Genomic DNA, 20334 nt, shown 5'->3' with positions numbered 1-20334 from the left:
GGGATAATGACTTGGGGGGTACCCCACAAGTCGAATAGACAGTTGACTATTGGCAGGAATATACCTACCGGATTTTTTATATTGCTCCGCAAGCTCTTTCTTTCCCCATCTCATATACAAACTATACAAATAACGAGCAGTACTTTTGGAATAATCATTATCCGGGTTCTCGTTCATAACATCACGAAAGACAACATCTGCGTTAAGCAGGTGCTGCGGGTAGGTTTTTTTTATTTTCCAGTAATACACCAATCACATTGGCGAAGGTCAGTCTGTTTCTCATCTGCGTGCTCCTTTCAGAGAAGATGTATCAATCCATCTATCTTATTTGTCTTTCTATATTTTCAATCTTTGAAAAATTTCTATGTCAAGTCACGGTCAAGTGACCGTCAATTATTTTATCCTCTATATTTTACTACAATTAACTTACAAAATTACCTTAGCAACCGCTTATTGTGGGTAGGAAAGAAGGTGGTTAATAAAAATATTACGAGAGGAGGCAGGGCTGCCATGAAGACAGAACTTGATACAAGAGCATTATTAAATGTAAAGGATCTATGTGAGTACCATAATAAGAATACGGAGGAGTTTCAAAGTGGGAATTCAATTTTTGAAACGGATTGATAATTGTAAGGTTTTATGGTAGAATAGGAACGATATTTGGAATCCTTCCTATTCTACACTTAGGAAGGAGGCACAAATGGGTAAATCCCTTAATGGTAAAGAATTAGGTAAAATGGTTCGTAGCTACCGTGGAAAGTGTGTAGTAAAGCAATTTGAGACAATAATAAAGGCGTGAAAGCCTTATAAACAGGAGGTTTTAAGATAAAATGGAAGCATATAAGAAGGAATTTATAGAATTTATGGTAGACTGTGATGTATTGAAGTTTGGAGATTTCACACTGAAAAGCGGAAGAAAATCCCCATTTTTCATGAATGCAGGAGCATATGTAACAGGATCCCAGTTAAAGAAACTTGGAGAGTATTACGCAAGAGCAATTCACGAGACATATGGAGATGACTTTGATGTACTGTTTGGACCGGCTTACAAAGGAATCCCGCTCGGAGTTGTAACAGCAATCGCATACAGTGAATTATATGGAAAAGAAGTACGTTACTGCTCAGACCGTAAGGAAGAGAAAGATCATGGCGCAGATAAAGGAAGCTTCCTTGGAAGTAAGCTGAAAGATGGAGACCGCGTGATCATGATCGAGGATGTTACAACATCCGGTAAATCTATGGAAGAGACAGTTCCGAAAGTAAAAGATGCTGCTGATGTTACAATCGTTGGACTTATGGTATCCTTAAACCGTATGGAAGTAGGAAAAGGCGGAGAGAAGTGCGCACTTGACGAAGTGAAAGATCTCTATGGATTTGAGACAGCAGCGATCGTTACAATGGAAGATGTTGTAGAGTGCCTTTACAACAAGGAATGTGACGGAAAAGTAGTGATCGATGATGAATTAAAAGCAGCGATCGATGCATATTATGAGAAATATGGAGCAAAATAAGGAGGCCTGGTGTTTTGGAAAAAGCGTATCGTGTAATGAGAAACAGTGGAGCAGGTAACATTGCAATCGGAATAATCCTGCTTGTTACAGGAGTTACGGTAGGAATTATTTCTATTATCAATGGAGCCAGTCTGTTAAAACATAAAAATAATATAACATTTTAAAAAGAAAGTCCCCTCGTAGCTTGTTCAGTGTGAGTAGTTACGTCCGAAGTGAACCGGCAGAGGGGGCTTTCTTTTTCTATGAAGGTGTAAGAAATTGACAAAAAAAGAAGCGAAGAGAGTCAGGATGCTTGGAAAGATCCTGTTTATATTATATATTATCTTCCTTGTCTACTTTCTGTTCTTATCAGACTGGTACGGCAGGGAAGGCGTAATGGATGAATACCATTACAATCTGGTGCTATTCAAAGAGATTAAGAGATTTATTAAATACAGACATCAGCTGGGAACATTTGCGGTGTTCTCAAATTTATTTGGAAATATTCTGATTTTCATGCCAGTTGGTTACTTTTCTGCAATGGCAGGGAAAAGAAGAAGCTTTTTTAAAACATTATTTTGGAGTTTTTGTCTGACTCTTTGTGTAGAGTTGATGCAGCTGATCACGAAAGTGGGATGCTTTGATGTGGACGATATTCTGCTGAATACAATCGGCGGTGTACTTGGATATATAGTTTTTGTAGTTTGTAATCTACTAAGGAGAAGAAATGATCGGAAAAAAAGAAAAGAAAAACGATGAAAGAGAAAAAAAACAGAAGAAAGAAAAGGAACGAAAGAATAATCAATCAAAGAAATATGGGAAAGCAGCTTATCTGCAGTCAAGAAGAGGTGTGATTTCCTGCTGGTTGACCGGATGGTCACTTGCTATTTTGCTGGGATGTGTCGGATATGCATTCCTGACGAGAGGAAAGGCAGCCGGAATTGTCGGAGGGATTGCAATCCTTTCTTTAATGCTTGATATATATGGAATCTGGAATGCAATAGAAGGATTTGAGGAGCAGGACAGGAAGTATCTTTCCTGCAAATGTGGAATCGGGATCGGTATTGTGCAGATCGTGTGCTTCCTTGGAATTTTTGTTGGAGGTCTGAACTTATGATCGGAAAGTTAAGTGAGTTACAGAAGGAGAAAAATGAACAGTGCACACAGCGTCACGAACTGGCAGTTGAGCGTCTGCGCACAATCGTGACAGAAGAAACAGTGAATACAGCATATATTTCTTATTTTCAGGATTGTACCTTGTTTCTGCTTGAGTTAGAGAATACACGAAAAAAGCTAGAAGATGGAAGCAGGGACAGCTTAAGTCTTGAAGAAAAGCGTAGCCTGAACAGGATTCTTTATAGTGATATTATAGGAGAGAAATATCAGACAAGCTATGCCAATCAAGACTATGCCTGTGAAAAATTGGGGCAGGAGATGGGACAGCTTTTAAGTTTGTTGTATACGGAAATCAGAGCAGGAATTCCGTATGTATTTGAACAGCGCAAGGATTATCTGACAATCCTCTATGAGTTGTTTCTCGAAGTCTATACCTGTTTCGAGGGAATGAGTGAGGAAGAGAATCCGGTTCCAAAGCCGGAGCAGATCAAGGAGATTCTGTATTGGTATGCAAGCGATTACTGCGATGTGTTTTATGCAGACCGAATTCTGGAGCAGATGGATCCGTCAGCGGATTTTGCAGTACAGATCATTGAGAAGGCAGATCTTGATGAAGATGATTATCTGTATGAATTCGGTGAGTACATTTCCAAGAATGAACTTGGAACAGCTCATCATCTGAGAAATCTGCCACAGGAGACACTGCAGAAGATGGCAGATGTATATACGGAAGGATATCGGGTTGGTTTTATTAATACTGGAAAAGATCTGTCAAAGAAATCGATTGTAAATATCCGTTACAGCCTTGGATTTGAAAAGGTGATCTGCCTTGCAATCGAGAACTTCCGTAAGATGGGATTAAAGCCGGTTATTTACCGTGCTGCCTCCAGCGTGATCACGAAGAGAGAGCACCACAAGATTGGATATTACGGTGCGATTGCGAATCAGCAGTATGAGTATGATCACAGACAGGACCAGGCACTCTTTATGGATAAGCGTTATGTAGAACGTAAGCTTGAGGTGATGAAGACTGTTTTTGAGCAAAATAAAGAGATAGCAGCAGGTGTTGCAGGACCGGCAGTTATGGAGATCTTCGGTGAGACACCATTTTCACCGGAAGCGAAAGAAACAGCACCGGCATATGATGAGGCGCAGAGAGAACTGGATCTTCTCTTTAGCAGCAGATCAGGACAGATCACGAATGAGTATATCAAGGGTGAGGAAAGAAGTTTCACGATTGTTGCTTATCCGGTGCCGGAGATTGGAGCAGATTATGCAAAGATCTTTGATGAAGTGATCAAGATCAATACATTAGACGCGAAACTTTATGAAAAAGTGCAACAGACAATGATCGATGCGTTAGATCAGGGAACTTGTGTACATGTAAGAGGAAAAGGAGAAAACCAGACAGATATTACAGTACAGTTATATCATCTGAAAGACGCACAGAAGGAGACAATCTTCGAAAATTGTGTGGCAGATGTGAATATTCCTGTCGGAGAAGTATTTACATCACCGGTTCTGGAAGGGACGAACGGCATACTTCATGTAAGCAAGGTATATCTGGACGGACTTCAGTATGAGAATCTGAAGCTGACATTTCAGGATGGAAAGATCACCGACTATACATGTACGAACTTTGAGGATGAAGCACAGAATAAGAAATACATTTACGATAATGTGTTGAAGAATCATGAGACTCTTCCGCTTGGTGAGTTCGCAATTGGAACAAATACGACTGCATATGTTGCAGCAAAGAAATTTAATATAGAAGATAAGATGCCGATTCTGATCGCAGAGAAGACAGGACCGCATTTTGCAGTAGGAGATACATGTTATTCCTGGAGCGAGGAAATCAGAGTCTACAATCCGAATGGAAAGGAAATTGTGGCGAAAGATAATTCCTGTTCTCTTCTTCGTAAGGAAGATGTATCAAAAGCATACTTTAACTGTCATACAGATATAACCGTGCCTTATAAAGAGTTAGAAGAAATAAGTGTAGTGACAAACGAGGGAAAAGACATTATACTATTAGAGGACGGAAGATTCGTATTGCCGGGAACAGAGGTACTTAATGAGCCTTTGGATGAAGCGGGATTTTAAGGAAATCCTATAGGTAATTGGATAGTTAATAGATGATTAAATGGAATCTTTCATAAGTATGGATAATAAATAAACAAAGTTTTCCAAGGGAAGGAAAACAGTATACCACTGAGGAGGAAATGATATGCCAAAAGTAGGAATTGTCATGGGCAGCGACTCAGATCTGAAGGTGATGAGTAAGGCAGCAGCCACACTGGAGAAGTTTGGAATCGATTATGAGATGACGATCATTTCAGCACACCGTATGCCGGATGTCTTTTTTGACTGGGCGAAGGCAGCTGAAGGAAAGGGAATCAAAGTAATTATTGCAGGAGCAGGTATGGCAGCACATCTGCCGGGAATGTGCGCAGCACTTTTCCCAATGCCGGTAATTGGTATCCCAATGTCAGGAAAGAATCTGGAGGGTATGGACGCACTTTATTCAATCGTTCAGATGCCACCTGGAATCCCGGTTGCTACAGTTGCAATCGACGGCGGTATGAATGCGGCAATTCTTGCAGCAAAGATGCTTGCAATGTCAGATCCGGAGCTTTTAGAGAAACTGAAAGCTTATTCTGCAGAGATGAAAGATACGGTACAGGCAAAAGCAGACAGACTTGCAGAAGTTGGTTATGAGGAATATCTCAACAATAAATAAATATTACGATTCGAAAGAAAAGGAGATTTACGATGGATTACAAGACATCAGGTGTAGATATTGAAGCCGGTTACAAATCAGTGGAATTAATGAAAGAATATGTAAAAGAGACAATGCGCGCAGAAGTTCTCGGAGGACTTGGCGGATTCTCAGGAGCTTTCTCTCTTGCGAAGATCAAAGAGATGGAAGAGCCTGTTCTTCTTTCCGGTACAGACGGATGCGGAACAAAGGTAAAACTTGCTATGGTAATGGATAAGCATGACACAATCGGAATCGATGCTGTTGCTATGTGCGTGAACGATATCGCATGTGCAGGTGGAGAGCCACTCTTCTTTCTGGATTACATTGCATGTGGAAAGAACTATCCGGAGAAGATCGCTGCAATCGTAAAAGGTGTTGCAGAAGGGTGTAAGCAGTCTGATGCAGCTCTGATCGGTGGAGAGACAGCAGAGCATCCGGGACTTATGCCGGAAGATGAATATGATCTTGCAGGATTCGCAGTTGGTGTTTGCGATAAGAAAGATATGATCACAGGAGAGAATCTTGCAGCCGGAGATGTTCTGATCGGAATGGCTTCTACAGGTGTTCACAGCAACGGATTTTCACTTGTAAGAAAAGTATTTGATATTACAAAAGAATCTTTAGATACTTATTATGATGATCTTGGAACTACTCTTGGAGAGGCACTTCTTGCTCCGACAAGAATCTATGTAAAAGCACTTAAAAGCATCAAAAATGCAGGGGTTACAGTAAAAGCATGCAGCCATATCACAGGTGGCGGATTCTATGAGAACATTCCGCGTATGCTCAAAGAAGGAACTCATGCAGTTGTAGAAAAAGACAGCTATCCGATTCCACCAATCTTTGCAAAACTTGCAAAAGAGGGCGAAATCGAAGAGCAGATGATGTACAACACATTCAACATGGGACTTGGAATGGTTCTCGCTGTTGATCCGGCAGATGTTGATAAGACAATGGATGCAATTCGTGAAGCAGGAGATCAGCCATATGTAGTCGGCAAGATTGAGGCTGGCGAAAAGGGAGTGACTTTATGTTAAGAGTCTTAAGTATGGTGTCAGGAGGCGGAACAAACCTTCAGGCAATCATTGACAGCGTAAAGAATGGAATGATCACGAATACAGAACTTGTGGGCGTGATCAGCAATAATAAGAATGCCTATGCACTGACACGTGCCAAAGAAAATGGAATCGATGCGAAATGCATTTCTCCGAAGGACTACGAGTCAAGAGAAGTGTTTAATCAGGAACTTTTAAAGGCTGTAGATGCATATGAGCCGGATCTGATTGTACTGGCAGGTTATCTTGTGGTAATCCCACCGGAGATGATTAAGAAGTATAAGAACCGGATCATCAACATTCATCCATCTCTGATTCCATCTTTCTGTGGAACAGGTTATTATGGATTGAAAGTGCACGAGGCAGCTTTGGAGCGCGGTGTGAAAGTAGTTGGTGCAACAGTACATTTCGTAGATGAAGGAACTGATACAGGCCCGATCATCTTGCAGAAGGCTGTAGAAGTACACAATGGAGATACCCCGGAAGTGCTTCAGCGCAGAGTGATGGAACAGGCTGAATGGAAGATCCTTCCACATGCAATCGATCTGATCGCGAACGGAAAGGTTGAAGTAGAAGGACATCGTACAATCGTTACCGAGTAAGGAGGCAGAGACTATGAACGTATTGATCGTAGGAAGCGGCGGAAGAGAGCATGCAATCGCAGCAAGCGTGGCAAAGAGCCCAAGAGCAGACAAAATCTTTTGTGCTCCGGGAAATGCCGGAATCGCTGAGTATGCGCAGTGTGTACCGATCGGCGCTATGGAATTTGATAAATTAAGAGATTTCGCAAAAGAGAATGCGATTGATCTTTGTATCGTAGGAATGGATGATCCGCTGGTAGGCGGTCTTGTAGATGTTCTTGAAGAAGCAGGAATCCGCACATTTGGACCGAAGAAGAATGCAGCGATTCTTGAGGGATCTAAAGCATTTTCCAAAGACCTGATGAAGAAATATAACATTCCAACAGCAGCTTATGAGAACTTTACAGATCCAAAAGCAGCAGTTGCTTATCTTGAGACAGCGAAGTTTCCGATTGTTTTGAAAGCAGACGGACTTGCACTCGGAAAAGGTGTTCTGATCTGTAAGGATCTGGAAGAAGCAAAAGCAGGCGTGAAAGAGATCATGCTGGATAAGAAGTTTGGTACAGCCGGAAATGAGATGGTCATTGAGGAATTTATGACAGGCCGCGAGGTTTCCGTACTTTCCTTTGTTGATGGAAAGACAATCAAGACAATGACAAGTGCGCAGGATCATAAGCGTGCCGGAGACGGAGATACAGGACTTAATACAGGAGGTATGGGAACATTTTCTCCAAGCCCGTTCTATACAAAAGAAGTAGAAGAATTCTGTGAGAAATATGTTTACCAGGCAACGGTAGACGCAATGGCAGCAGAAGGACGTCCGTTCAAGGGAGTTATCTTCTTTGGATTGATGCTGACAGAAGACGGACCGAAGGTTCTTGAATACAACGCTCGTTTCGGAGATCCGGAAGCTCAGGTTGTACTTCCTCGTATGAAGAATGATATCCTTGAAGTTATGGAAGCATGTATCGACGGAACACTGGATCAGGTTGATCTTCAGTTTGAAGACAATGCAGCAGTCTGTGTCGTACTCGCATCCGAAGGATATCCGGTAAGCTACGAGAAAGGCTTCCCAATCACAGGACTGGAAGAGTTCAAGAAGCACGAAGGATATTACTGCTTCCATGCAGGAACAAAATTCAACGGAGATCAGATCGTGACAAACGGCGGACGTGTTCTTGGCGTGACAGCGAAGGGAAAAGATCTGAAAGAAGCCCGTGCGAATGCGTATGCAGCAACAGAGTGGGTAAACTTTAAGAATAAATACATGAGACATGATATCGGTAAGGCAATCGATGAAGCATAAATAAAGGGTCGCAGACCTGGTTGCAATAAGATAAAACGATATAAGAAGTAATGAAGGAAACCGGCAGGGAGGAAAAATCCAAACTGTCGGTTTCTTTGTGATTTTATCACAGAAAAATAAAAAATATGTGCTATACTAGGGTTGTAACAAAGGAAAAAGGTAACTGTTCAGTTACAGATAAAAGATATAACATCTATAAGGAGGATATAAAGATGGCAGTAGTAAAACTTACAACAGACAATTTTGAGCAGGAAGTACTTCAGGCACAGCAGCCGGTACTCGTTGATTTTTATGCAGACTGGTGTGGACCATGTAAGATGATGGCTCCAATCGTAGAAGCTCTTTCAGAAGAACTCAGTGATGTAAAGGTATGCCATATCAACATTGATGAGAATATCGACATTGCACAGAAATACAGAGTGATGAGTATTCCGACTTTCATCGCATTTAAAGGTGGTGAAGAGAGCGGAAGACAGATTGGTGCGATTCCTAAGACAGCACTGGTTGACCTTGTGAAATAAATTTGCGATAATAGAAGAAAGGAAAAACCCAGACGGGCTGCCGGGCACAGAGAAGGCTGAGAGATATGGCTCATTCCTGTGAACGACAGCCTGTCTTTTGCTTAGATATTAAGAAGAAAGGCGGGAGTCAGAGCATGTCATTGCAGTTTATTTTCGGGAATTCTGGAAGCGGAAAGTCCCATTATTTATATCAGCAGATTGTTAAGGAGTCAATCTGTCATCCGGAGAAGAATTATCTTGTTCTGGTTCCGGAGCAGTTTACAATGCAGACGCAGAAGGACCTGTGTATGGCACATCCGCGTGGCGGTATTATGAATATTGATGTCTTAAGTTTTGGACGTCTGGCTCACCGTGTTTTTGAAGAGACAGGAAAGGAAAGACAGCCGATCCTTGATGATGAGGGTAAGAATCTGGTGCTCCGTAAGATTGCAGGAAATTACGAAGATGAGCTGACCGTTCTTAAGGGAAATCTTAAGAAGCAGGGATATATCAGCGAAGTGAAGTCCGTGATATCAGAATTCACACAGTATGGAATTGATTTTGAACAGCTTGATTCTTTCATGGAAGGACTGAATCCGGAAAGTTATCTGTATTATAAGTTAAAGGATATCCGTAAAGTATATGAAGGATTTGAGGATTATCTGCGTGATAAATATATCACAAAAGAAGAATTACTTGATGTGTTGAGTCAGACTGTACCGGAAGCGAAAATGCTTAAAGACAGTGTGATCGCAATGGATGGATTTACCGGATTTACACCGGTGCAGAACCGGCTGATCGGGGAACTTCTGAAAGTGTGCGACAAGATTATGTTGACAGCTGAGATCGATCGGAGGGAAGATCCGTTTGTCTATAAGCATCCGTATCAGCTCTTTGCGTTGAGTAAGCAGATGGTTACTTCACTGACGGAAGTGGCGCAGGAAGTGAGAGTGGAGATTGATGAGCCGGTCTGGTTATGCAAGAATCCGTCGTATCGGTTCAAAGAGAATCCGGAGATGGCGTTTTTGGAAGAGGAACTATTTCGTTATTCCAGAAGAAAATACAGTGGAGAGAAGATGCGGTCAATTTCTCTTCATGAAGTTCATACACCACGGGAAGAGGCACAGTATGTGGCAGAGGAGATCCGGCGTCTGGTGAGAGAAGAAGGGTACAGATATCGGGAAATCGCAGTGATTGCTTCGGATCTGAGTACTTATGCAGATGCTTTGGAAAAAGCATGTGATCGATATGAAATCCCGGTCTTTATGGATCATAAGAAAAGTATTTTATTAAATTCTTTTGTAGAGTATTTAAGAAGCTTGCTGGTGATGGTAGAACAGAACTATACTTACGAAAGCGTTTTTCGTTATCTGCGGACCAGCCTGTGTGGGTTTACAAGAGATGAAGTAGACCGTCTGGAAAATTACTGTCTTGCGCTGGATCTGAAAGGATTTAAGAAATGGGATCAGGTCTGGGTGAGAAAGACACCGATGACGACAAAGGAAGAACTGGAAGAACTGAACCATCTGCGCATGCGCTTTGTGGAAAAACTGACACCGCTGCATACAGTTCTGAAGAAGAGAAAAAAGACGGTAAAAGAGATCACACTTGCAGTTTATGAATATCTGGTTCAGGAGAAGATCCAGGAACAGCTTGCAGAATTGGAGCAGAAATTCCAGGAAGATGGAGAACTGGCACTGGCGAAGGAATATGCACAGATTTATCGTATTGTTCTGGAATTATTTGATAAATTCGTTGAACTTCTGGGGGAGGAAGAGATTCCTTTGAAGGAATACTGTGAACTTCTTGATGCAGGACTTGAAGAGGCGAAAGTAGGTGTGATCCCTCCAAGTCTGGATCAGGTTGTGATCGGAGATATGGAGAGAACACGTATCAAAAATATCCGCGCATTATTTTTTGTCGGAGCAAATGATACGCTTCTTCCAGGAAATGCAGGGGCAAGAGGTCTGCTTTCCGAGCGAGACAGAAAACAGTTTCAGGAGAAGAAAATGAATCTTTCTCCCGGACCAAAAGAGAAATTATATATTCAGAAATTTTATCTCTATATGAATCTGACGAAACCGTCAGAACTTCTGTATCTGTCCTGGGCGAAAGTATCCGGGGAAGGAAAAGCACTTCGTCCAGCGTATCTGATCCAGGATCTGATGCGTCTGTTCCCGGTACTTGTTCCGGTAGAGGAAGACAGAAAGGGGCTGCTTGATCATGAGATGATGAGAAAGAGCGGACTCTTGCAGATTGCAGAAGGTTTAAGAGAGAGGGAGCATGGACTGGATGATTCCTGGAAAGAACTGTACAGATGGTTTGTAAAGGATGAACAGAGTCAGGAAACTCTGAAGCAGATGATAGAAGCCGGTTTCTACCGGAAGGATGAGCCGAGCCTTGGAAGTAGAGTAGCAAAAGAACTCTTCCTGGATCCAAAGCGTGTCAGCGTAACAAGACTGGAACGTTTTGCTTCCTGTGCATATGCACATTTCCTGAATTACGGACTTCGTTTGTCAGAACGGGAGAAATATGGGTTCGAAGCAATGGATCTGGGAAATATTGCACATCAGGCACTGGAGCGATTTGCACACAAGGTAGAAGAGGAAGGTCTGGACTGGGTTACAATGCCGGAAGAGAAGCGGGAGCAGCTGATTGATGAAAGTGTAGAAGAAAGTATTCTGGATTATGGAAATACAGTTCTATTTTCATCTGCACGTAATGAGTATATGATCCACAGAATCAAGCAATTGATCAACCGGTCCGTCTGGGCACTGACACAGCAGATGGCGGCAGGCGATTTTGTGCCGAGCGGGTGTGAATTTAAGTTCGGAAGCGGAAAGATTGACAGAATTGATACGTGTGAAGATGAAAATGCGGTCTATGTGAAGGTAACAGATTATAAAACTGGAAGGAAAGCATTTGATATCACAGCATTCTATCACGGTTTGCAGATGCAGCTTCCGGTTTATCTGAATGCGGCACTGGAGATCGAACGGCAGAAACATCCGGAGAAAGAAGTACTTCCGGCCGGTATTTTTTATTACAGGATCCAGGATCCGATTGTGAAGAAAGAAGAGACAAAAGCGGAAGTTGAGCAAAGTATTCTAAAAGAGCTGAAGCTGGATGGACTGATCAATGCAGATGAAAATGTAGTTGAGCATCTGGAGCGGAATCTGAGTGGAACTTCAACATTCTATCCGCTGCGGATGAATAAGAACAGAACGCTCGGTTCGGCATCAAAAGCTTTATCAAAGGAGAACTTTGATACGGTTCTTGCGTACACGAAAGAGAAAGAAAAAGAGCTGAAGGACGTGATGTATCAGGGAGAGGTTGCGGCACTTCCGTATGTACTTGATGAGATGACAGGCTGTGATTACTGTGGGTGCAGGGATATCTGCGGATTTGACCAGAGGATTGAAGGCTGTGAGTACAGAAGATTAAGAAAATATACCTTGGAAGAAGCGTTGAATTCTATGAAAGCGCGTCTTGGTATTTTGGAAGAGAAAGGGGAGGCAGGAGAATGAGCGTAAAATGGACAGAAGAACAACAGAAAGTAATCGACTTGCGTGATCGCAACATTCTCGTATCTGCAGCAGCAGGTTCCGGAAAGACAGCGGTACTTGTTGAACGGATTATTTCCAGGATAACAGATGAAAATGATCCCGCGGATGTAGACCGTCTCCTGGTTGTGACTTATACGGAAGCAGCGGCGGCAGAGATGAAAGAACGAATCGGTGCAGCAATTGAAAAGAAGCTGGAAGAGCAGCCGGGAAATGTGAATCTGGAGCAGCAGTCCACATTGATCCACAATGCGTCAATCATGACAATCCACAGTTTCTGCCTGTCGGTGATCCGGGATCATTTTCATGTGATTGGAATTGATCCGGCCTTTCGCATTGCAGAAGAAGGAGAATTGCGTCTTCTGATGCAGGATGTCTTAGAAGAGCTGATCGAGAATTTCTATGCAGAGGGATCCGAGGCATTTTTAAACTTTGTTGACCAGTATGGAACAGGAAGAAATGATCAGAAGATCGAGGAACTTATCCTCCAGCTTTATGAATATTCCAGAAGTTATCCACAGCCGGAAAAGTGGTTGAAGGAATGTGTGGATAATTATGAGATCGATCCGGAGAAGATGGAAGAAGCAGATGTCGTGCAGGAAGCAAAGGCAAGAGTAAGGCAGAATCTTACAGATGTGAAAGGGTTTGTTCAACAGGCGATAGAAGTATGCGAACTTCCGGCCGGTCCGTATATGTATGGTGAAATGTTAGATTCTGATCTGGTACAGATTGAGCAATTGGAAAAAGCAGAGACATTTTGTCAGCAAGAGCAGATCGTCAGTGATTTTACATGGAAACGTTTGTCAGGAAAGAAAGATCCGACAGTCGATCCGGAGCTGAAAGAGAAAGCGCAGGGGCTCAGAAAACAGGCCAAGAAACTGATAGAAGATCTGAAAGCAAACTATTTCTACGCGCCTGTTGATGAGTGGATCAGGGATATGCAAGAGGCGCAGACAGCAATGAAGATGTTAGTTCTGCTGGTACAGGCTTTTGCAGAGGCATTTTCGGAGAAAAAGAGACAGAGAAATCTGTTGGACTTCAGTGATATGGAACAGTTTGCACTTCAGATTCTGACGGAAGAAAAGGAAGGAAAACTGGTTCCGTCAGCAGTGGCACAGGAGTATCAGGAACGCTTTGAAGAAGTTATGATTGATGAGTATCAGGATAGTAACCTGGTGCAGGAAACAATTCTGACGAGTGTGTCAAGAGAGTCGGCAGGACAGAATAATCTTTTTATGGTTGGAGATGTAAAACAGAGTATTTACCGATTCCGCTTGTCGCGCCCGGAACTCTTTATGGGAAAATATAACAGCTACAGTACGCAGGAGAGCAGCAGGCAGAGAATTGATCTTGACAGGAACTTCCGAAGCAGAGGAGAAGTACTTGACAGTACAAATTATATTTTCAGGAAACTGATGCGGAAGGAATTCGGAGAAATTATCTATGATGATAAGGCGGCACTACATTTGGGAGCCTCTTTTCCTGAATTACCGGATGAAAATGTGTTTACGGATCAGACGGAACTGCTTCTTTATAATCAGACGGGACTTCGGAGCAGTGAAGCGAGAGAAGAAGAGGCGCGGATGATCGCACAGAGAATGAAAGAACTTCTAAGCACGGGTGTTGTGCTTGATAAGGAGACAGGAGAATACCGCCCGGTTCATTATCGGGATATGGTGATTCTGACGAGAAGTTTACAGGGGTGGGCAGAAGTTTTTGCGTCCATACTGGCCGAGGAGGGAATTCCGGCATACTCTGTGAGCAGAGAAGGATATTTCGAGACGTATGAGGTCAGTGTTCTTCTGGATTATCTGAAAGTTCTTGATAATGCAAGACAGGATCTGCCATTGACAGCAGTTTTGACTTCACCGTTTGCCGGTCTGACGGCAGCAGAGTTGTCAGTGATTCGTCTTGCATATCCGAATCAGTTGTTTTACGAGGCAGTGGAAGGATTTTGCAGCCTGAGTTCGGAAGAAATTCCGGAAACTGTGGACAAAAAGCAGGCAATACAGGTACAGGAAAAATTGAGGAAGTTTTTCGTGGTATTGGATCATTTCAGGGAAATTCTTCCGTATACGGCAATCCATGACCTTCTTGCGGAAATAATTGATAAAACCGGCTATGGGTTATTTATCAGTGCGATGCCAGGGGGCGCACAGAGACAGGCTAATGTAGAAATGCTTGTTGAGAAAGCAAGAGCATTTGAAGGGACGAGTTATAAAGGTCTGTTTAATTTCGTACGCTATATCGAGCAACTGAAAAAATATGATGTTGATTATGGCGAAGCAAGTATCATAGACGAGCAGGATGACACAGTCCGTATTATGAGTATTCATAAAAGTAAAGGTCTGGAGTTTCCAATCGTTTTTGTAGCCGGAACAGGAAAGCAATTCAATACACAGGATCTGAAAGGAAGTATTGTGATCCATCCGAGAAACGGAGTTGGAATTGACGTTGTAGACCTTAAGATGAGGACAAAGGCACCGACCTTTTTGAAGAAAATGATCCAGGAGAAGACAAAGCTTGAGAATCTTGCAGAAGAACTCCGTGTGCTTTATGTAGCGATGACAAGAGCGAAAGAAAAACTGATTCTGACAGGCAGTCTGAAAATAGGAGAAGACGGCCTGGAACCATATGTGAATCATATGACAGACAGGGAATCTCCATTGAGCCTTTATCAGTTAGAAGGTGCAAACCGTTATCTGGACTGGATTCTTCCGGCACTTCTTCAGGAAGAAGATCTCAAGAGAGAAGCTGATTTATGTGGAATTCTTAAAACAGAAAGTGAAGAGGTGCAGCAATTGCCGATTAAAGTCCGGATTTTTGATGCAGGAGAGATGGATTTTACAGAAGATGCACAGCGACAGGCAGAAGTGATCGCAAGAGAAGTTCTTGAACACTGGGATACAACGAAGGTTTATCTTCCGGGAGCGGAAGAAAAGCTGGAACAGCAGATGAATTTCCTGTATCCATATAAAGAAGAAGGAAAAATGAAGCTGAAATTTACAGTTTCAGAGTTGAAGAAGCGTGAGTCTTTGCAGGAAGAAGCAGGAGAAGAATTGATTCAGGAGCCGGAGATTTTGCCACTGCTTCCGCATTTCATGGAAGAACAGAAAGAAGGCCTGACAGGAGCTTCAAGGGGAAGTGCTTATCATAAATTTCTCGAGCTTCATGATTTTTCAAAAGAGTATACAGAGGAACTTCTGAAAGAAGAAATCGAACTGTTCTATCAGGCAGGGAGACTGTCAAAAGAGATGGCAGACTGTATCCGCACGAAAGATATTCTTGCGTTTTTAAATAGCGAGAGTGGAAGACGAATGACACAAGCAGCAGGAAATGGAAAGCTTCGGAAGGAACAGCCATTTGTTCTCGGAGTAGCTGCATCAGAAATCTATCCGGAGATCTATCAGGACATTCAGAAGAGAAGTCAGGAAGCGGATGAAAATCGAAAGGAAGAGACCATTCTCATCCAGGGAATTATTGATGTCTGGTTCGAGGAGGAAAACGGGCTTGTACTACTGGACTATAAGACGGATAGAGTCAGAAATGCATCTCAATTGAAAGAACTGTACCATGCACAGCTTGATTACTATGCCCAGGCGTTGGAGCAACTGTTAGAGAAGCCGGTGAAGGAGAAAATCATCTATTCCTTTGCCTTGAAGGAGGAGATCATCTTATGAAATATTTCTGGTATTATCTGATATTTATCAATTTATTTGCATTTTGTACCTATGGGATTGATAAATGGAAAGCGAAGAAAGGCGCATGGAGGGTTCCGGAGAAAACGCTGTTAATCCTTGCACTGATCGGTGGAAGTGCAGGAGCAATCGCAGGTATGATGTGCTTCCGGCATAAGATACGGAAAGCAAAATTTATGATTACAGTGCCTGTGATCTTTGTTGTGGAGGTAATTTTGCTGATCATCTGGCTTTTGTAAGAAAGAAAAAAAGAAAAATGTTCTTTATCGCATCATCAATTTGCACAGTTAAAGTGCTGAAATTATTATCAAAGAAACAAGATTTTACAAAATCTTGTTTCTTTTTTTCAACTTCTTTTCGAATGAAAAAAAATCTGTTAATATAACACATAGGAATACTAGAGTTATTGGTTGCAGAATACTGTGAACAGCATGAAAGCAGCTGGGAAAGGAGTTTGACAAGATGCCAAAGTTAAATGAAAATTATCAGAATGTAAAAGACAGTTATCTTTTTGCAGAGATCGCAAGAAGAGTAAAAGTATATGAGGAAACACATCCGGAGAAAGCGGCGGATATTATCCGTCTCGGAATCGGTGATGTAACATTGCCATTGACAAAGAGTGTGATCGAGGCACTTCATGAAGCAGTAGATTCTCAGGCAGTATCTGAGACATTCAAAGGATACGGACCGGAGCAGGGATATGCATTTGCACAGGAAGCAATCGCAGATTATTACGCACGCAATGGCGTAGAAGTAAAAGCTACAGATATCTTTATTTCAGATGGCGCAAAGAGTGATACAGGAAATATTACAGAGCTTTTTGCAAAGGATAACGTGGTTCTCGTTCCGGATCCGGTTTACCCTGTTTATGTAGATACAAATACAATGGATGGAAAGAATATTATCTATATGAACGGAACAAAAGAAAACGATTTCCTTCCAATGCCGGATGAAAATGTAAAGGCAGATATCATTTACCTGTGTTCTCCGAACAACCCGACAGGAGCATGCTATAATAAAGAGCAGTTAGAGGCATGGGTTGCCTATGCACTGAAAAATGATGCGGTGATCCTGTATGATTCCGCATACGAAGCATTTATCACAGATCCTACACTTCCAAGAAGCATCTATGCGATCGAGGGCGCAAAGAAATGTGCGATCGAGTTCTGTTCCCTTTCTAAGACAGCAGGATTCACAGGTACACGTTTCTCCTATACAGTTGTTCCGGAAGAACTTGTGTTTGAGACATCAAATGGCGGAACATTGAGCCTGCACAATATGTGGAACAGAAGACAGTGTACAAAGTTCAACGGAACACCGTATATCATCCAGTATGCCGGAGCTAAGGTATTCACAGAAGAGGGCATGAAAGAGTGTCAGGAGAATATCGGATATTATCGTGAAAATGCGCGTATGATCGCTGAAACACTTGAGAAGAAAGGAATCTCATTTACAGGCGGCGTGAACTCACCATACATCTGGTTCGAGTGCCCGAAGGGAATGGAGTCCTGGGAGTTCTTTGATTATCTCCTTGAAAATGCTCAGGTTGTCGGAACACCGGGAGCAGGATTCGGAGAAAATGGAAAGAATTATTTCCGTCTGACATCCTTTGGAAAACATGAGAAGACAAAAGAAGCAATGGAGCGTTTCAATTCATTATTCTAAGATATAAAGTGAACGGATTACGTGCATAACAGAAGAAAGTTATCATAGTGATGGTTTACAGAAGGAAAAAGAGAAGCTGTTCGTGCTTCTCTTTTTGTTGTCAGGCAAAGCGGGAATCCTGAACAGCAACATTTTGTATTACATTAGAAACAAATCCGGTGTGAGTTTACAAGACCGTACAAGTTTGGTATGATAGAAACGGTATATCAGATGCGAGATAAACTCCCATCTGACATAGCCTCTGGCAGGATTGCAGAGGTGCGCAGGAGAAATATGTCCTGCATTCGCATGATGCGCACCTCGCAGCAAGAATGCTGAGGCATTCTTGATATTTGAAATTTAGAAAGGATGGAACGTTAAAATGAAAATTGGTATTGGTAACGATCACTCCGCACTGGAGCTGAAAGCAGAAATCATAGAATTTCTGAAAGAGAAAGGTCATGAGGTTGTAGATTATGGAACATATACAACAGACAGCTGTGACTATCCGGTGTATGGAGAGAAAGTGGCCCGTGCAGTTGTAGCAGGAGAAGTAGAGAAGGGGATTTTGATCTGCGGAACAGGACTTGGAATCTCTCTCGCAGCGAATAAAGTAAAAGGAATCCGTGCATGTGTCTGCAGCGAGCCATTTACAGCGAAGATGTCAAGAGCACATAATGACTGTAATGTACTTGCATTTGGAGCTCGTGTAGTAGGTGGAGAACTTGCAAAGATGATCGTTGATACATGGATCAATACAGAATTCGAAGGCGGCCGTCATCAGCGCAGAGTAGATCTGCTGATGGAGATCGAGGAGAGAAACTAAACAGTTACAAAGATTTCAAGAAAGAGACTTCTGCGTTACATTTTATCTGAGCGCGGAAGTCTTTTAAAAAAGGGGAAGAAAAATGCAGGAATACGATTTATCACAATGGGTTTTATTCTTTTTTCTCTACAGTTTTCTGGGATGGATCTGGGAAAGCTGTTATGTTTCTGTCAGAAAGCACCGTTGGGTGAACCGTGGATTTATGCATGGTCCAATACTTCCGCTCTATGGTTCCGGAGCAATGGTTGTTCTGATCGTGACGATTCCGGTCAGAGATAACATCCTGCTTGTCTTTCTTATGGGAATGATCGGTGCGACAATCCTGGAGTATTTTACAGGAATTACGATGGAGCGTCTGTTCCACGTAAGGTACTGGGATTATAGAAACCTGAAATTTAATGTCAGAGGATACATTTGTCCACTGGCAAGCTTGTGCTGGGGAGCATTCTCCATTCTTATGGTAAAGGTCGTACATATTCCATTTGAACATATGGTATTGTTGATTCCGGTTACAATAGCCGATATCCTTGCATTTGTTCTGACAATCGCAGCAGCAGTTGACTTCACACAGTCCTTCAACGAGGCTATGGATATGAAACGTATCCTTGTACAGCTTGAAGCCAGCAAAGAACAGATCCAGAAGATGCAGGAGCGCCTGAAAGATGCTTCTGAGGAAATGCAGGACAGACTGAAAGATGCATCAGAAGGTGTTCAAGAACGGCTGAAACGTGCATCTGAAGGGGTACAGGAGAGGCTTGAGGACAGCTATCTGTTGTATGAAGAGCGTAAAGAGATGAAAGCAGCGGAGAAGCAGACAAGAAAAGAATTGTATCTTGCGAAGATAGAAGAACAGCGTAGAGAACGAAAAGAACAGCTTACACAGCTTTCAGAGAAGGTTGAGGCACTGCTTCGTACTGTCCGACTGGAGAATGAAGCACAAGAGTCTGAATCGAAAGGAAACTGGAGAAAAGAACTTGCCCAGATGCGTTCCAATATATTAAGTGAGAGAAAGAAATTAGGCTCACGTACAGACAGAAATTATGTAAATGCTATGAGACAGCTGAGAAGAAACCCTACAGCAGTATCAGACAAGTTCAAGAATGCGATGGAAGAATTAAAGAAAAATGCCGAGGTGAAATAAATGACAAAGAAACAGCGTGCGCTTGAAGTGATTGAAAGACTGAAGAAAGAGTATCCGGATGCAGGATGCACGCTTGATTATGATCAGGCATGGAAGCTGCTGGTCAGTGTAAGGCTGGCAGCACAGTGTACAGATGCAAGAGTAAATGTAGTCGTGGAAGGTCTTTATGAGAAATATCCAACAGTAGAAGCACTGGCAGAAGCTCCGGTGGAAGATATTGAAGAGATTGTACGTCCTTGTGGTCTTGGAAAGAGTAAGGCAAGAGATATCAGTGCCTGTATGAAGATGCTTCGTGATGAATATGGTGGAAAAGTTCCGGATGATTTTGATGCTTTATTAAAGCTTCCGGGAGTCGGAAGAAAGAGCGCGAATCTGATCATGGGAGATGTGTTTGGAAAGCCGGCAATTGTGACAGATACACATTGTATCCGCCTGACAAACCGGATCGGTCTGGTAGATGGAATCAAGGAGCCGAAGAAAGTAGAGATGGCTTTGTGGAAGATTATCCCGCCAGAAGAAGGAAGTGACCTTTGCCACCGTCTTGTTTATCATGGAAGAGAGATATGTACTGCGAGAACGAAACCGTATTGCGACAGATGCTGTTTGGCAGATGTTTGTAAAAAGGTCGGAGTATAGTAAAAAGATCAGGGTAT

General features: G+C 42.5%; 17 protein-coding genes. All 17 read left to right on the top strand.

The window, feature by feature from the left end:
* Positions 1–830 precede the first annotated feature (830 nt).
* The 17 genes from pyrE to LI162_RS04440 all read left to right on the top strand — a co-directional run bounded on the left by pyrE (position 831) and on the right by LI162_RS04440 (position 20317).
* Entirely contained in the window at positions 831–1511 is a 681-nt protein-coding gene (pyrE, locus tag LI162_RS04520) for an orotate phosphoribosyltransferase (RefSeq protein WP_020435872.1), read from the top strand.
* 14 nt (positions 1512–1525) lie between these two features.
* Positions 1526–1675 (top strand): hypothetical protein, encoded by a 150-nt coding sequence (locus tag LI162_RS04515; RefSeq protein WP_020435871.1) that lies wholly within the window; start codon positions 1526–1528, stop codon positions 1673–1675.
* A gap of 124 nt (positions 1676–1799) precedes the next feature.
* Positions 1800–2249: a VanZ family protein gene (locus LI162_RS04510; protein WP_412286224.1), complete on the top strand. Its 450-nt coding sequence runs from the start codon at positions 1800–1802 to the stop codon at positions 2247–2249.
* Complete coding sequence (locus LI162_RS04505) at positions 2218–2607, top strand: DUF6142 family protein (protein WP_144366177.1); 390 nt, start codon at positions 2218–2220, stop codon at positions 2605–2607. Before LI162_RS04510 ends, LI162_RS04505 begins: the two co-directional genes overlap by 32 nt.
* Entirely contained in the window at positions 2604–4709 is a 2106-nt protein-coding gene (locus tag LI162_RS04500; protein ID WP_227155861.1) for an aminopeptidase, read from the top strand. Before LI162_RS04505 ends, LI162_RS04500 begins: the two co-directional genes overlap by 4 nt.
* A gap of 124 nt (positions 4710–4833) precedes the next feature.
* Positions 4834–5346: a 5-(carboxyamino)imidazole ribonucleotide mutase gene (purE, locus tag LI162_RS04495; protein ID WP_015527958.1), complete on the top strand. Its 513-nt coding sequence runs from the start codon at positions 4834–4836 to the stop codon at positions 5344–5346.
* A gap of 32 nt (positions 5347–5378) precedes the next feature.
* The gene (gene purM, locus LI162_RS04490; RefSeq protein WP_020435867.1) at positions 5379–6404 is read left to right on the top strand and encodes a phosphoribosylformylglycinamidine cyclo-ligase; all 1026 of its coding nucleotides are present in this window, start codon (positions 5379–5381) and stop codon (positions 6402–6404) included.
* On the top strand, positions 6398–7024 hold the full coding sequence (gene purN / locus LI162_RS04485) for a phosphoribosylglycinamide formyltransferase (RefSeq protein ID WP_015527956.1): 627 nt from the start codon (positions 6398–6400) through the stop codon (positions 7022–7024). Before purM ends, purN begins: the two co-directional genes overlap by 7 nt.
* A 13-nt stretch (positions 7025–7037) precedes the next feature.
* Positions 7038–8309, top strand: a complete 1272-nt coding sequence (purD, locus tag LI162_RS04480; RefSeq protein WP_117915967.1) for a phosphoribosylamine--glycine ligase — start codon at positions 7038–7040, stop codon at positions 8307–8309.
* A 212-nt stretch (positions 8310–8521) separates the two neighbouring features.
* Positions 8522–8830 (top strand): thioredoxin, encoded by a 309-nt coding sequence (gene trxA, locus LI162_RS04475; RefSeq protein WP_055173049.1) that lies wholly within the window; start codon positions 8522–8524, stop codon positions 8828–8830.
* 134 nt (positions 8831–8964) lie between these two features.
* Positions 8965–12336: a helicase-exonuclease AddAB subunit AddB gene (addB, locus tag LI162_RS04470; protein WP_227155859.1), complete on the top strand. Its 3372-nt coding sequence runs from the start codon at positions 8965–8967 to the stop codon at positions 12334–12336.
* Positions 12333–16052 carry a helicase-exonuclease AddAB subunit AddA gene (addA, locus tag LI162_RS04465; protein ID WP_227155857.1) on the top strand — a complete coding sequence of 1240 codons (3720 nt, stop codon included), beginning with the start codon at positions 12333–12335 and terminating at the stop codon, positions 16050–16052. The genes addB and addA overlap by 4 nt, the downstream gene beginning before the upstream one ends.
* A complete protein-coding gene (locus LI162_RS04460) occupies positions 16049–16309 on the top strand; it encodes a DUF1294 domain-containing protein (RefSeq protein WP_020435862.1) in 261 nt (86 codons plus the stop codon). Before addA ends, LI162_RS04460 begins: the two co-directional genes overlap by 4 nt.
* Before the next feature lie 223 nt (positions 16310–16532).
* A complete protein-coding gene (locus LI162_RS04455; protein WP_020435861.1) occupies positions 16533–17735 on the top strand; it encodes an LL-diaminopimelate aminotransferase in 1203 nt (400 codons plus the stop codon).
* Positions 17736–18096: 361 nt separating this feature from the next.
* Complete coding sequence (rpiB, locus tag LI162_RS04450) at positions 18097–18540, top strand: ribose 5-phosphate isomerase B (protein ID WP_020435860.1); 444 nt, start codon at positions 18097–18099, stop codon at positions 18538–18540.
* Between the two features lie 82 nt (positions 18541–18622).
* On the top strand, positions 18623–19681 hold the full coding sequence (locus LI162_RS04445) for a putative ABC transporter permease (protein WP_227155855.1): 1059 nt from the start codon (positions 18623–18625) through the stop codon (positions 19679–19681).
* Positions 19682–20317 carry an endonuclease III domain-containing protein gene (locus LI162_RS04440; RefSeq protein ID WP_117540980.1) on the top strand — a complete coding sequence of 212 codons (636 nt, stop codon included), beginning with the start codon at positions 19682–19684 and terminating at the stop codon, positions 20315–20317.
* The last annotated feature ends 17 nt before the right edge of the window (positions 20318–20334 follow it).

Source organism: Mediterraneibacter sp. 210702-DFI.3.120 (genome assembly GCF_020561005.1).
Taxonomy (GTDB): Bacteria; Bacillota; Clostridia; order Lachnospirales; family Lachnospiraceae; genus Mediterraneibacter; species Mediterraneibacter faecis.
The sequence above is the reverse complement of the archived record's forward strand: the minus strand, read 5'-3'. Positions and strand labels throughout refer to the sequence as shown.